Origin of the sequence: Streptomyces galbus (assembly GCF_005280195.1) — a bacterium.
GTDB lineage: Bacteria > Actinomycetota > Actinomycetes > Streptomycetales > Streptomycetaceae > Streptomyces > Streptomyces galbus.
This window is the reverse complement of the sequence record NZ_SZPR01000004.1, coordinates 68283-82296: the sequence shown is the minus strand read 5'-3', so window position 1 is coordinate 82296 and position 14014 is coordinate 68283. Positions and strand designations below refer to the sequence as shown.

At 74.9% G+C, this 14014-nt stretch carries 13 protein-coding genes; 5 read left to right on the top strand and 8 right to left on the bottom strand.

Annotated features, from left to right (window positions below):
- Positions 1 to 39 precede the first annotated feature (39 nt).
- A complete protein-coding gene (locus E4U92_RS03100; RefSeq protein WP_137298684.1) occupies positions 40 to 813 on the top strand; it encodes an IclR family transcriptional regulator in 774 nt (257 codons plus the stop codon).
- Positions 810 to 1676, top strand: a complete 867-nt coding sequence (locus tag E4U92_RS03095) for an SMP-30/gluconolactonase/LRE family protein (RefSeq protein ID WP_137298683.1) — start codon at positions 810 to 812, stop codon at positions 1674 to 1676. Before E4U92_RS03100 ends, E4U92_RS03095 begins: the two co-directional genes overlap by 4 nt.
- Positions 1677 to 1698: 22 nt before the next feature.
- Here the strand turns inward: E4U92_RS03095 and E4U92_RS03090 are convergent, their stop codons facing one another.
- Genes E4U92_RS03090 through E4U92_RS03070 form a run of 5 tightly spaced genes read right to left on the bottom strand, consistent with a single transcriptional unit; the run spans position 1699 to position 7380 of the window.
- On the bottom strand, positions 1699 to 3120 hold the full coding sequence (locus E4U92_RS03090; protein WP_137298682.1) for an NAD(P)/FAD-dependent oxidoreductase: 1422 nt from the start codon (positions 3118 to 3120) through the stop codon (positions 1699 to 1701).
- 23 nt (positions 3121 to 3143) lie between these two features.
- On the bottom strand, positions 3144 to 4319 hold the full coding sequence (locus E4U92_RS03085) for an MAB_1171c family putative transporter (RefSeq protein WP_137298681.1): 1176 nt from the start codon (positions 4317 to 4319) through the stop codon (positions 3144 to 3146).
- 13 nt (positions 4320 to 4332) lie between these two features.
- Positions 4333 to 5529, bottom strand: a complete 1197-nt coding sequence (locus E4U92_RS03080) for an MAB_1171c family putative transporter (protein WP_137298680.1) — start codon at positions 5527 to 5529, stop codon at positions 4333 to 4335.
- On the bottom strand, positions 5526 to 6056 hold the full coding sequence (locus tag E4U92_RS03075; RefSeq protein ID WP_229862256.1) for a toxin: 531 nt from the start codon (positions 6054 to 6056) through the stop codon (positions 5526 to 5528). Before E4U92_RS03075 ends, E4U92_RS03080 begins: the two co-directional genes overlap by 4 nt.
- Positions 6049 to 7380 (bottom strand): MAB_1171c family putative transporter, encoded by a 1332-nt coding sequence (locus tag E4U92_RS03070; RefSeq protein WP_229862251.1) that lies wholly within the window; start codon positions 7378 to 7380, stop codon positions 6049 to 6051. The genes E4U92_RS03075 and E4U92_RS03070 overlap by 8 nt, the downstream gene beginning before the upstream one ends.
- Before the next feature lie 262 nt (positions 7381 to 7642).
- On the opposite strand from E4U92_RS03070, the gene arfA reads away from it, so the two are divergent.
- The 3 genes from arfA (at position 7643) to E4U92_RS03055 (ending at position 10526) form a co-directional block, all read left to right on the top strand.
- The gene (gene arfA, locus E4U92_RS03065; protein ID WP_137298679.1) at positions 7643 to 9163 is read left to right on the top strand and encodes an arabinosylfuranosidase ArfA; all 1521 of its coding nucleotides are present in this window, start codon (positions 7643 to 7645) and stop codon (positions 9161 to 9163) included.
- 36 nt (positions 9164 to 9199) lie between these two features.
- Positions 9200 to 9661, top strand: coding sequence for an RrF2 family transcriptional regulator (locus tag E4U92_RS03060; protein ID WP_137298678.1), 462 nt, complete (start codon positions 9200 to 9202; stop codon positions 9659 to 9661).
- A gap of 208 nt (positions 9662 to 9869) precedes the next feature.
- A complete protein-coding gene (locus E4U92_RS03055; protein WP_137298677.1) occupies positions 9870 to 10526 on the top strand; it encodes a DUF4360 domain-containing protein in 657 nt (218 codons plus the stop codon).
- Positions 10527 to 10623: 97 nt separating this feature from the next.
- Here E4U92_RS03055 and E4U92_RS03050 read toward each other — a convergent pair whose 3' ends face one another.
- From E4U92_RS03050 to E4U92_RS03040, 3 genes are all read right to left on the bottom strand, one after another.
- A complete protein-coding gene (locus E4U92_RS03050; protein WP_137298676.1) occupies positions 10624 to 11388 on the bottom strand; it encodes a GNAT family N-acetyltransferase in 765 nt (254 codons plus the stop codon).
- A gap of 168 nt (positions 11389 to 11556) precedes the next feature.
- The gene (locus E4U92_RS03045; RefSeq protein ID WP_137298721.1) at positions 11557 to 12192 is read right to left on the bottom strand and encodes a hypothetical protein; all 636 of its coding nucleotides are present in this window, start codon (positions 12190 to 12192) and stop codon (positions 11557 to 11559) included.
- Positions 12193 to 12274: 82 nt separating this feature from the next.
- On the bottom strand, positions 12275 to 13891 hold the full coding sequence (locus tag E4U92_RS03040) for a pyridoxal phosphate-dependent aminotransferase (RefSeq protein WP_137298675.1): 1617 nt from the start codon (positions 13889 to 13891) through the stop codon (positions 12275 to 12277).
- Positions 13892 to 14014 lie beyond the last annotated feature (123 nt).

Sequence of the window (14014 nt, the reverse complement as noted above, 5' to 3'; positions counted from 1 at the left end):
GAACGCAGTCGTCGTCGACCACAAGGGAGGGGGCCGGCCGTGGGACGCCTCGTACCTGCCGTGACCCGGGCTCTGGACATCCTGGAGCTGTTCCTCGACGGGGACGGGACGCTCTCCGCCCCCGACATCGTGCGCAGGCTCCAGTTGCCGCGCACCACCGTGCACGAGCTGGTCACCACGCTCGCCGCCCGGTCCTACATCGTCCAGGTGCCCGGCCAGCCGGGACGCTACCGGCTCGGGGTCCGCCCGTACCAGCTCGGCAGCCGCTACGCCGAGCAGCTCGACCTCGCCGCCGAGGGCCAGCAGGTGGCCCGCTCGGTCGCCGAGACCTGCGACGAGACGGTCCACGTGGCGATCCTGGAGGGCACCGACGTCATCTACATCGCCAAGGTCGACTCCACGCACGCCGTGCGGATGGTGTCGGCGGCCGGCCGCCGGCTCCCCGCGCACTGCACGTCCGTCGGCAAGATGCTCCTGGCCTCCCTCCCCGAGCCGGAGCTCGCCGCGCGCATCCCCGACGACGCCGAACTCGTCGCCATGACCCCCAACAGCATCACCGACCCGGGCGCGCTGCGGGAGACCCTGGCGGGGATCCGGCAGCGCGGGATCGCCGTGGAGAGCCGTGAATCCAACCCGGACGTGAGTTGTGTCGCCGCGCCGGTGCGGGACCGCACCGGGCAGGTCGTCGCCGCGCTGTCGATCTCCGTGCCGATGATCCGGTGGAGCGACGACCGCCTCGACGAGCTGGAGCAGCTCGCGGCCAAGGGCGCCGCCGAGCTGTCCGAGCGGCTCGGCCACCGGAGCGTGGCATGACGCCGCCGCGCTTCGAGGTCGCCGTCCGGGCGTCGGCGACGCTCGGGGAGGGGCCCACCTGGGACCCGGCCGCGGGACGGCTGCTGTGGCTGGACATCCTCGGCTCGCGCGTCCACACCTTCGACCCCGCCACGGGGCGGCGCGGCGTGCGCGCCACCGGCCAGCACGTGGGCGCGGTCAAGCCGCGGGCGGGCGGGGGCCTGGTGCTCAACCTGCGGGACGGCGTGGGCCTGCTGGACCCCGACGGGACGTTCCGCTGGCTGCACCACGAGCCGGTGCCGGGGCGCCGGGCGAACGACGCGGCGGTCGCGCCCGACGGCTCGCTGTGGGCGGGCACCATGCGCTACGACGAGGCGCCGGGCGGGGGTTCGCTGTCCCGGTTCACCGGGGACGGCTCCGTGGAGACGGTCCTCGACGACGTGACGGTGAGCAACGGCACCGGGTGGAGCCCGGACGGGCGCCTCATGTACTACATCGACTCGCCCACACGCCGGGTGGACGTCTTCACCTACGACGCCGACGCCGACGGCGGCGGCCGGGTGCGTGACCGGCGGCCCCTGGTGGAGATCGAGGAGGGCGCGGGCTTCCCGGACGGGCTCACGGTGGACGCCGAGGGCTGCGTCTGGGTGGCCCTGTGGGACGGGGGCGCGGTGCGGCGCTACACCCCGGCCGGTGAGCTGGACCAGGTGATCGAGCTGCCCACCCCGCGGGTGACGGCGTGCGCCTTCGGCGGCCCGGACCTGACCGACCTCTACCTCACGACGGCCAGGGTGGGCCTGACCGCCCCCCACCCCCTGGCGGGCTCGCTGCTGGTGGTGCCGGGGGCGGGCAAGGGGCAGGTGCCGACGCCGTTCGCCGGGTGAGGCAGCCGCCGGCCCCCTGGGCTCAGGGGGCCAGCAGCGACCGTTCGGCCGCCGTCAGCGGGGCCCCGGCCAGCGGCGGCAGCAAGGGTCCCAGGGCGACCGACAGCAGCGTGCCCGGGGCGAACAGCCGCGCCGGCGGGGCCAGCAGGCTGGTCACCTCCCACAGCGCCGCCGCGGCCCCGTAGGCCCCGGTCGACGCCTTCGTCAGCCGCCGGGAGTACCCCGTGACCAGCCGGTCGACCGGCGTCGGCCGCGCCCCGCGGGTCTGCGGGTACCACACGTCCTGGCCCACCGCCGCCAGCCACGCGGCGTCCACCCACGGCACGACCCCCCGCTGCACCCGCGCCGCCAGGCCGGCGGAACCGAGCCCGCCGCCGGCCCGCCGTACCTCCTCCGCCAGCAGCCGCGCCCCGAGCGCCGCCACCGACATCCCCTGTCCGTAGGCCGGGTTGTACGTCGCCAGCGCGTCGCCCAGCACCACCAGGCCCTCGGGCCAGTCCCGCACCTTCTCCAGGTACCGCCGGTGGTTGTGGGTGCTGCGGCTGATCCGCACGTCCGTCAGCGGCTCGGCCCGCGCGATGAACCGCCCGACGAGCGGGTCGGCCAACTCCATGGCGTAGCGCAGGAAACCGTCCGCGTCGTCCGGCGGCTCCGCGCCGCGCGTCCCGGCCAGGCTCACCATCCACCGCCCGTCCTCGACGGGCAGGATCATCCCGCTGCGCCCGGGCCGCCCGGCGTACGGGTCCGCCTGCACCATCGTCACCGGGAACCGCCCGGCCCCCTCCGGCGCCCGGTACAGGCGCGTGGCGTTCACCAGCCCGGTGTCCACGGTGCGTTCGCGCACGCCGGTCACCCCGAGGGCGGCCAGCCAGTGCGTCACCCGCGATCCCCGGCCGCTCGCGTCGACCACGAAGTCCGCGCTCAGCTCCCGGTCGGTGCCGCCGTCGCCGCCGTCCCCGCTGCCCCCGCCGTCGTGGAAGCGCACCCCCGTCACCCGGCCCGCCCCGCCGAGCAGCCCCGTCACCCGGGTGCCGGGCCGCACGTCCACCCGGACCGGCGCCTGCGTCACCACGGCGTCCCGCACCGTCCAGTCGAGGAGCGCGCGGGTGCAGGCGAGCACGGCGGGCCCCTCGTGCCGCCAGCGGCGGAACCAGCCCTCCGGCGTGAGCGCCACCATGTCCCGGCCCAGGGAGAGTTCATGGGCGCCGGCCGCCAGCAGCCGCTTGCGCACGCCCGCCCCGGGCACCAGTTCCTCCATGGCGGTGAGCCCCCCGGCCATGAGGATGTGCGCGTGCCGGCCCTGGGGGAGCCCCTTGCGGTGGTCCGGCCCGTCGGGCAGCGCGTCGCCGTCCAGCACGACCACCTCGTCCGCCGCACCGGCCAGCGCGGCGGCGGCCAGCATGCCGGCCAGCCCGGCACCGATGACGACAGCTCTGCGGGGCATGGGACTCCTAGGTGTCGGCGGTGTCAGCGGGGGGTGGCCCTCACCGTACCTTCACAAGCGCCCGTGACAAGGGGCGATCGGGCGAACTCCCGTGCCAGTTGGACGAGTCCGCCGGTGCCCGACACCTCGGTGGCGTGCAGCCGGTACCCGCTGGGCGGGTCCGCGGGCGCGGCCCCGCCGGCGGCCCGCCGCGCCGCGTCGGCGACCATCGCGGCCTCGGCGGCGACCCGGGCCCCGTGGGCGTCCCGGCCCTCCTCCAGCGCGGCGGCCAGGGCGCGTTCGCGCACCCGGTCGTCGAAGTACGGCGCGAGCGCCAGCAGGGCGTCGTGGATGGACACCTCGCGCCAGTGCAGCCGCGCCCGGGGTGGCCGCCACCAGGTGCGCGGCTGCCGGGGCGCGGTCGAGGCGAACCGTACGCCGTCCCACAGCACGCCCAGCACGCGGTAGTCGCCGATGCTGTGCCAGTGGGCGGCGACCAGGGGCACCAGCCGGGGCAGGACGTAGCCGGCGGCGCACAGCAGCGCGGCGAGCGAGGCCAGCGGCGGCGCGACCACGGTGGACAGCACGTCCAGGTCGTGGCCGGTCCAGCGGGCGGCCACCGCCGTGTACTTGGTGAGCTGGAAGCCCACCACGTCCAGCAGCACCCCGGCCATGATGAGCCGCAGCCCGGTGCGCAGCAGCCCGGTGACCTCGCGGGCCCAGCGGCGGCACATCACGCTCATCACGAGCGTGGCCGCGCTGTGCCCGAGCAGGTACAGCACGATCATCTCGCGCATGCCGGGCGTACCGGCGTAATAGGTGTCGAGGTCGGTCAGCCGCTCGGTGTCCGCGTCGGCGAGCGCGAACAGCACGACGATGGCGACGATCAGCGCCGCGTAGGCGGCGACGGCCCGCCCCACCCGCCGCCGGACCACCCCGCGGGACCCGCCGCGCCAGTTGATGAGCAGGATGACCAGCGAGCAGCTGTAGGCCGACATCACGCCGTACGTCAGGGGGGCGCCGAAGTTGGGGATGCCGGTGAGGCGGTTGACGGCGGACAGCGTGGGCGGGGCGGCGCACGCGAAGACCAGCGCGCCGAGCGCGACGGCCGCGCAGGTCGACACGGCCAGCGGGTCGCGCCGCCCGGGGCCGGGCCGGCGGAACAGCAGCAGCCAGGCGAGCGCCAGCACCAGGGCCGCGAGGTAGACGACGAGACTCATCGGGCGCCCCCGCTCACGCCGTGCCCGACGCCGCCGTGCCCCGGGGGGCGAGCCGGGCGGCGGTGACGTGCGGCGAGGTGGTCAGGGCGGCGGCGACCCGGACCAACAGGTCCGGGTCGGGACTGCGGTCCTGGAGCAGGTCGGTGACGTCGGGGGCGGGCACCGGGCGGTCCGGTCCGGCGGCCCGGTCCCGCTCCTCGCGCACCGCGGCCGCCACGACCGCCGCCCAGGCCGTCGCCTCGGCCCGCTCCGGGTCACCGGTCTCGCGCAGCACGGCCTCGTGGGTGCGGTCGTACAGGGTCCGGTCGAAGAGCGGGTCGAGGTGGCCGAGCGCGTTGTGGATGCTGGTCCGGCGCCACACCAGCCGGGTGCCCGGCGACGCCCAGCGCGGGCGGGGCAGCCGCAGCGCGCGCCGGGTGAGCAGCTCGTCCAGTTCGCGCTCCAGGGGCTCCAGGCGGCCGTAGGTCCGCAGGGCGCGCACGCAGGCGGCGGCCCGGGGTCCGGCGAGCGGGATCAGCACGCCGGTCACGGTGACGAAGGCGCCCAGGCCCGCGGCCACCGGCGAGATGGTCGTGCCGAGGGCCGACCAGTCCCGGCCGCACCAACGGGCCACCACCGCCACCAGCTTGGAGACGCTGTACCCGGCGTTGCACAGGGTGCCGACGCCGAGCGTGACCAGGCCCGCGCGCAGCCAGCCGTCGACCTGGCGGGCCCAGCGCAGCGCGGAGACGGTGGTGACGGCGACCGCGGCGAGGTGCCCGACCAGGTACAGCACGATCATCTCGGCGACGAACGGCGTGGTCGCGTAGTAGGTGTCGAAGTCGGTGCGCCGCTCCACGGGTGTGTCGCCCAGCCCGAACGTCACCGCGATGCCCAGCAGCACGAACGCGTAGGTCACGATCCAGCGCCGGGTGACGCGGTGCACGTGGGGGCCGCCGCGCCAGTAGACGATGAGCACCTGGGAGGCCGCGCTGTACGCGGTGATCGACGCGTACGTCAGGGGCGCGGCCAGGTTGGGCGTGCCGCTGAGGTGGTTGACGGCGCCGACGGTCGGCGGGGCGCCGAGGAAGAAGCACGCGCCGGCCAGGCCCAGGACGGCGCAGATGGCCCGCAGGTAGGGGTCGTGCCGGTGGCGCACCAGGTCGGGGGCCCGCACGATCAGGCCGAGCCACAGCAGTCCGCAGCTGAGGTAGTTGATCAGGCCGTTCATCTGCGTGTCCCGCGGTAGTTGAGGGCCGCGCCGATGCGGCGGGCGAGGTCCGCGGTGCCGTCGCCCGGCCCGCCGGGGCCGGGCTCGGGCGGTGCGTCGAGCCAGTCGCGCAGCCGCTGGCCCATCAGCATGCCGAAGCGGTCCGCCTCCTGCTCCTCGGCGAGGTCGAAGCCGGTGCGGGCGGCGGCGGGCACCAGCCGGCCCGCGGACGCGGGTCCGGGCGCCGGGGCGGGGGCCGACTCCCGCCGGTGCATGTGCCAGACCTCGTGGCAGAAGATGACGACCTGGTGCCAGGCGGCGGCGCGCCGGTCGACGACGACCACGTCGTGGCTGTCGCCCTCCAGCCACAGGCCGCTGGCGGTGTGCGGCGGGAAGACCTCGCGGCGCACGACGACGGGACGCCCGCGCCACCGGCTCACGGAGGCCACGAGCGCGTCGAACAGGGCCTCGGGATCGTCGGGGACCGGCCCCCGCAAGGGCTCGACGAGGACGTCCGCCAGCCGCCGCATCTCCCTCTTCCTACGCACCGTTCGCATGGTACTCACGCCCCGATCGCTCGTGTCCCGAACGTTCCCGGGCGGACCCCTCGCTCACCGGGCGCCCGCCCGCGGTCCGTTCGGGCGCCGGCGGCTCGACTCCCTTGCGCCGGCGTCCGCTCAGGGCGCGCATCCCGCGCCCGCCCCCGCGCCCCGCGCCCGCGCGTCCGGTCGCCCGTGCCCGTACCGCCGCGAGCGCGTCGGTGTCGCGCAGCGCCCGGGAGATCGGGCCGATCTCCCGCAGCAGGGCGGTGGTGTCGCGGTCCGGTCCGGTGCCGGGCGCGGGCCTGCGGTCCCCGGCGGCGACCACCTCCAGGACGGCCACCGCGGCGGCCAACGCCCGCGCGCGGTCCGGGGGATGGCCGAGCGCGTGGGCCGCGTCGTACGCGCGGGCGTGCAGCTCCTCGTCCAGGCGCCGGGCGAGCGGCAGCAGCGCGTCGCGGATGTACGTCTCCCGGCGGGTCAGCCGCAGTTCGGCGGAGGCCCGCAGCAGCAGCGGCGCGCGCTCACCGCCGGCGGACCTCATCAGCACGTACAGCGGCCGCAGGTGCCGGTGGGCGCGGCGCAGCAGCCAGCGCTCGTGCAGGTACTGGCCGGCGTGCGGCAGGATGAAGCCGACCGCGATGAGCACGGCGGACAGACAGGCGGCGGGCGGTGCCGCGCGGGTGCTGAGCCAGTCCAGGTCGTGGCCGGTCAGCCGGGCCCCCACGGCGGTGAACTTGCAAGCGTCGAAGCACAGGTTGAGCCCGTACCCGGCGCCCAGCGAGGTGAGCCCCCAGCGCAGCCAGGCGTCGAGGCCGTCGGCGCGGACCCAGTTCCACACCAGCCGGCACGTGACGAGCACGGCGACGGTGTGCGCGAGCAGGTAGAGCAGGATCATCTCGCGCAGGAACGGCGTGATGGCGTAGTAGGTGTCCAGGTCGCGCACGCGCTCCACGGAGGCGTCGGCGAGGGCGAAGAGCACCCACAGCGCCACGACGACGGCCGCGTAGCCCCACACGACCCGGCGCATGGCGCGGCGGGTGGCGGCCGAGCGCGCGGACAGCCCGTCCCGCCAGGCGAGGATGAGCAGCAGGCCCGAGCCGCTGAACGCGGTGAGCAGCGAATAGACCAGCGGCGCCGAGAAGTTGGGCACGCCGGTGACGCGGTTGGTCCAGCGGATCGTGGCCGGGGTGACGAAGACGAAGACCGCGCAGGCGAGCAGCAGCAGCCCGCCGACGGCCCGCAGCAGCGGGTCCTGCCACAGCCGGACGATCGTGGGCAGCTTGATGACGAGCGCCGCGAGAAGGACCGCGGTCGGGAGGACGTACATCATCGGGCCCCTCCGTCCGCCGGCCCTGGCAGCTCGTTCGAGATTACGCGTCCGGAGGTGTCCACGTCAGGCGAGTTCGCAGAAGGCGACGACGGCACGCGCTTCCGGGACGCTTCCGGGAGTCCTGCGGAAACCATTGACGCCCACGCGTCACGAATCTACCTTCCCGTTCGAAGCCACGAGCGTGATCCGACATGTCGAACAGTCAGGAGAGGGAGACGGTCACCGCACCGCGGGCCGCGCCCCCGTTCCCCGGAAGGTCCCCATGAGCCGTCACCCCGCCCGCTTCACCCTCGACCCCGCCTTCACCGTCGGCACGGCAGGCCCCCGCCTCTTCGGGTCCTTCGTCGAACACCTCGGCCGCTGCGTCTACACCGGCATCTTCGAACCGGACCACCCCACCGCCGACGACCGGGGCCTGCGCCGGGACGTCCTGGACCTGGTGCGCGAGCTGGGCGTCACCACGATCCGCTACCCGGGCGGCAACTTCGTCTCCGGCCACCGCTGGGAGGACTCCGTCGGACCCGTCGCGTCCCGCCCGCGCCGCCTGGACCTCGCCTGGCACTCCACCGAGACCAACCGCTTCGGCCTGGCCGAGTACATCGGCTTCCTGCGCGAGCTGGGGCCCGAGGCCGAGCCGATGATGGCCCTCAACCTCGGCACCCGCGGGGTGGCCGAGGCGCTCCAGCTCCAGGAGTACGCCAACCATCCCGGCGGCACCGCCCTGTCGGACCTGCGGACCGCCCACGGCGACAAGGACCCCTACGGCATCCGGCTGTGGTGCCTCGGCAACGAGATGGACGGCCCCTGGCAGACCGGCCACAAGACGGCGCGGGAGTACGGCCGCCTCGCCGCCGAGACCGCCCGCGCGATGCGCCAGCTCGACCCCGGCGTCGAGCTGGTCGTCTGCGGCTCCTCCAGCCAGGCCATGCCGACCTTCGCCGCGTGGGAGGCGACGGTCCTGGAGGAGACGTACGACCTCGTCGACCACATCTCCCTGCACGCCTACTACTGGCCCGAGGACGGCGACGTGGACTCCTTCCTCGCCTCCGCCGTCGACATGGAGTCCTTCATCGACCGCGTCGTCGCGACCGCCGACCACGTGGGCGCGCGGCTGAAGTCGAAGAAGAGGATCACCCTGTCCTTCGACGAGTGGAACGTCTGGTACCTGCCCGACTGGGTGGCGCGGTCCCAGGAGCGCGCGGGGGACGACTGGCCCGAGGCGCCCCGGCTGCTGGAGGACCGGTACAGCGTGACCGACGCGGTCGTCCTCGGGTCGCTGCTGATCGCCCTGCTCCGGCACGCCGACCGGGTCGCGGTGGCCTGCCTCGCCCAGCTCGTCAACGTCATCGCGCCGATCATGACCGAGCCCGGCGGCCCCGCCTGGCGCCAGACGACGTTCTTCCCCTTCGCCCAGGCGGCCCGCCACGGCCGCGGCCAGGTCCTGGACGTGCGGGTGGACTCCCCGACGTACGAGACGCGCAAGTACGGCGCGACCGACCTGCTGCACGCCACGGCCGTGCGGGCCGAGGACGGCTCGGTGACCGTGTTCGCGGTCAACCGCGACCGTACGGCGCCCCTGCCGCTGGAGGTCGCCCTCGGCCGCCTCGGGGTCACCCGGGTCGTCGGGCACAGCGCGCTCGCCGACGCCGACCCGGACGCCCGCAACACGCTCACCGAGCCCGGACGGGTCGTCCCGCACGAGGTGACGGGCACGACGGTGACCGGCGGGACGCTCACCGCGACCCTGGAACCCCTGTCCTGGAACGTGATCCGGCTGGCCTGACGCGGAGGGTGCGCGCCGCTGCCCCACAATGGGCCCATGAGGATCTCGGCACGGGCGGACTACGCGGTGCGGGCGGTACTGGAGCTCGCCGTACGGCAGGGCGGCGGCGACCCGGTGAAGGCGGAGTCGATCGCCGCCGCGCAGGACATCCCGCACAAGTTCCTCGAGGGCATCCTCGGCGACCTGCGCCGCGCCGGCGTGGTCGACAGCCGGCGCGGCGGCGGGGGCGGCTACCGGCTGGCCCGGGCCGCCGACGCGATCACGGTCGCCGACGTCATCCGCGCCGTCGATGGGCCCATCGTGTCCGTGCGCGGGGTCCGCCCCACCGGCCTGTCCTACGCCGGCTCGGCCGAGCCGCTGCTCCCGCTGTGGATCGCGCTGCGCGCCAACGTCCGCCGCATCCTGGAGGGCGTCACCGTCGCCGACATCGCGGCGGACGCCCTCCCGGAGCCGGTCCGCGCCCTGGCGGCGGAGCCGGCGGCCTGGGAGAACCCCTGACGCACGCGCGGGCTGTGTGACCCCGACTCACTTCGCTTTCAACGGAGTCGGGATGTGAAAGGCGTGAAGCGAATGGCTTGAGTTCCCCCTGACCGGGTCGCGGGGCGCTTCCTACGATGCCAACGCCCCGGCCTCCACAGGAAGCGCACACGTCCTCCACAGGCCGCCGGGCGAGAGGTCCACCCCCCACCCCCCCCCAGGAGGGGCCATGCCTGCCGGACTCCTGCTGAGCGGCGCGACCGCCGCCCTGCTCGCCACGGCCCTGACACCGGCGAACCCGTCGTCGCCGGTGTTCGACGACCCGCCCCCGGACAAGATCGTCATCAACCTCGCCACGGTGAACGGCTCCGGCTGTCCCGCCGGCACCACCGCCGTCGCCGTCTCCGAGGACAACACCGCCTTCACCGTCACCTACAGCGACTACCTCGCGCAGGCCGGCGGCACCTCCGACCCCACCGCCTTCCGCCGCAACTGCCAGCTCAACCTGGTCGTGCACGTCCCCCAGGGCTTCACCTACGCCGTCGCCAGCGCCGACTACCGCGGCTTCGCCGCACTCCAGCCCGGCGCGACCGGCCTGCAGCGGGCCTCGTACTACTTCCAGGGCTCGTCGCAGACGGCGTACAAGAGCCACACCTTCACCGGCGCCCTCAACGACAACTGGCAGGCCACGGACATCACCGACTGGGCCCAGCTCGTGTGGGCCCCCTGCGGGGTGCAGCGCAACTTCAACATCAACACCGAACTGCGGGTGACGGCGGGCAGCCAGTCGCCGGGCAAGGTCAGCTTCATGACGATGGACTCGACGGACGGGGACATCAGCACGGTGTACCACCTGGCGTGGAAGGAGTGCCCGCCGCGCACGTGACGGGCACGCACGACGGCCGCGCCCGCTCGTGGGAGCCGGGCGCGGCCTGTGTGACGGGTCCCTGTCCGGGACATCAGCCGGTCGAGGTGACGACCGGTCAGATCCCGTGGGGGGAAGGCGCCAGGGACAGGTACAGGCGTGTCCCGGCCGGCCGGAAGCCGACCCGCTCGTACACCCGGCGGGAGCCCTCGCCCCCGTACTCCAGCCAGACCGAGCGGTTGCCCCGGTCGAACATCGCGCCGGTCAGCGCGGCGGTGACGGCGGCCGCCACGCCTCGCCCGCGGTGGGCGGGCCGGGTGCCCACACCTGCCAGTTCAGAGGTGCCCACGGCGGGCGCGGAGCACGTCGCCGCGCCCGCGCAGTCGCCGTCGGGGGCGCGCACGAAGCGCACCTCACCGCCGCCGTCCTGGAGGCGCCGCAGCCGCGCCGCGCCCTCAGGCGACTGCGGGAACTCGCCGCCGAAGGCTTCCGACAGGGCCGCGTCGATCGCCGCGTACTCGGCGTCCGTGTCCGGCGTCTCGGGCGTCGGACCGGACTCCGGGACGCTCAGCGTGGCGGGCGTGCACACCAGGTACGCGTGCACGGCCTCGGTCGTGAACCCGGCCGCCCGCAGGGGCCCTTCGGCGTCCGGGGCCCCGTTCGGGGCGAACTCCAGGCGCGGGGTGAGGCCCCGCTCGTGGAACGTCCGGACCAGCGCCGAGACGTCGGCGGCGGTGGGCGTGGCGCCGGGCAGCGGCGAGGCGTAGTTGACGTAGGGGCTGGTGGTCGAGGGATCGAACCCCACGACGAATCCGCCCACCTCGACCGCCTCGGGGCGGCGGCGCAGGTTGGCGACGGCGAAGCTCTGGACGTCGATGTCCATGGTGACGGAAGTCCTCACGTGGATGGGAAGGTCGCGCAGGGATGCGGGACGCGGCCGCCGTGAGGGAACGGACGTGGCTCCTCAGAGCCGACGGCGACCGCTGCGGGACGCCGGGAACATAGGCTTCAGTCCTTCGACAGGTGTGCGGGGCCTCGGTGGCACCGGCGTTCAGGATAGTGGCTGCGCGGGCCGCGGCGGACCGGCCCCGTCGTCCGGTCCGCGCGTCCACAGGACGAGGTCGCTGCTCGTCGCCACGGCGAGGGTCCGTCCCGAGGGTGAGAAGCCCGCCGCGCGGAGCGTGGAGTACGAGCAGTGGTGGACGTGCCACCACTGTTCCCCGTGCGGACCGGCGTGGGGCAGTCCGCCGTCGCGGGACAGCAGGACGCGCTCGTGCGGCCAGGCTGGGGTGACGACCTCCAGGGTCCAGCCGTCCCCGGTGGTGGTGTGCAGCCCCCCGCCGAACAGCCCGGCGATCCGCACCCGGCTCCCGGCGACCGGCCCGAGCCCCGGGCAGGACAGGTCGGCCACCGCGTCGGGGGTGCTGTCCTCGGGGTCGGGGTCGCGTTCCCTGGCGATCCGGTCCCCGGTGACCGCGTCGAAGAGGCCGTGACCGGCGGAGGAGACCACCATCACCAGGTCACGGCCGCTGTCGGGATGCGTCGCGAAGCCGATCCCGAGCAGGCCGCCGACGGCGGCGCCGTGGGTGTGCGCGAAGACGGGCCGCCAGGGTTCGGGCGCGGGCACCACGGGGGCCGCGAGCAGCCGGTCCCGCAGGGCCCGTCGGTACGCCGACAGCTCGGGCAGGGGACCGGACTCCGGCTGCCCGGCCGGCCCCGTCTTCTTCGTCCACCTCTTCACGCGTCCATGATCCCCGCCCGCTGAGCCGTCAGCCCGCCGCCGCCGGCCAGGCGCCCGCGTTCGGCCAGCCCGTCGCCGGGGCGGGAGTGAGGCCGTTCGTGCCGCGGACCTGGGCCGCCGTGAGGCCGCCTCGTGCCGGGACGCCGGGCGGGGTGGGGCCCGGCATCGCGGCGGCCGGGGCCATCGGGGCCATCGGTGGCACGGGCGCCGCGACCGGCTGCGGCATCGCAGCCGGGGCAGGAGCCGGTACCGGGGGCGGGGCGGGGGCCGGTATCTGGGCGGGTACCGGTACCGGTACCGCTGCCGCCACCGGCTGCGGGTAGGCCTGCGCAGCGGCCGGCGCCGGCATCGGCACGCCCGCTCCGTTCGACGCGGCGGCGGGCATCGGAGCCGGCGCCGGCGTGGACAGCGCCTGTGCCGCCAGCCCCCGCACCCCCGCCCCGTTCGTCGCGCCCACCAGCCGGTCCACCGCCGCCGTGCCCGAGCTGTAGCTGGTCCCGGTGCCCGGCTCGGGCACGGCGGCTCCCCTCCTGGTCCCGTAGAGCACCTGTTCCAGGCCGGACACCAGGCGACGCACGTCCACCTGGGGGCGCACCACGAGCCGCAGGAAGCGGCTGGACGAACCGATCTTGTTGCCGCACTCCCGCACCAGAATGCGGTGTTCGGTCAGCAGCCGGTCCCGCACGACCGTCCCCTCGGCCCCGACGGGCAGCCGTACGAAGAGGAAGTTGCCCTGCGAGGGGTACACGGTCAGCCCCGGCAGCGCCGACAGCTGCGAGGCCATGTCCAGCCGGTCCCGCCGCACCTGCTGGAGGCTCTGCGCGTACTCCCCGCCGTGCTCCCGCAGCATGAACACCACGTGCTCGGCGAAGGAGTTGAGGTTCCACTTGGGCAGCATGGAGCGGACCCGACCGGCCAGCGCCGGGTTCGCGACCAGGTAGCCGAAGCGGATGCCGTGCAGGCCGAAGTTCTTGCCGAGGCTGCGCAGCACGATCACGTTGGGCCGCAGCATCGCCTCCTGCACGACGCTCGGCTCGGCCTCCGCGTCCGCGAACTCCAGGAACGACTCGTCGATCACGACGAGGTCCAGGTCGGCCATCGCGTCCATGAACTGCACGAGCGCGTGCCGGTGCAGGAAGCCGCCGTCGGGGTTGTTCGGGTTGCAGACCACCGCGACGCGCGTCCCGCGGGCCCGGATGAACTCGGCGTACGCCGCGAGGTCCAGGGCGAAGCCGCTGGACTCCTGCAGCGGGAACATGTCGACGCGCTTGCCGGTCTCCATCGGCTGGTCGGTCCAGCGGCCGAACGTGGGCACCGGGACCGCGAGGGACTCCCGGACCAGCAGGTGGTCGATCCAGGTGATCAGTTCGGTCGAGCCGTTGCCCATCGCCACGGCCTGCGGCGGCAGTTGCAGCAGGGTGCACAGCTCGGCCGTGATGGTGTCGGCGCTGCTCGGGTAGTACGTGACGATGTCCCGCAGCCGCGCGGCCATCTCCTCGAACATCGCCGGGGTGGGGAAGTACGGGTTGCAGGGGATGCAGAAGTCCACCGGGCCGGCTCCGTCGCCGCCCTCGCGGGTCAGCGCCGCCATCGACGGGCTGTGCGCCGCCGCGCTGCGGAACAACGAGGTGACGTTGTCGGCCATCGAACCTCCGTATGAGGCGGGCCCGGTGGGGACGGCCGGGTCCGTCGTGTGTGGGCGGCCCGCGCGGGGGAGCGCGGGCCGCCCTTCCATACGGACGCGGGGGAAGCCGTGTTCAACCCGCGG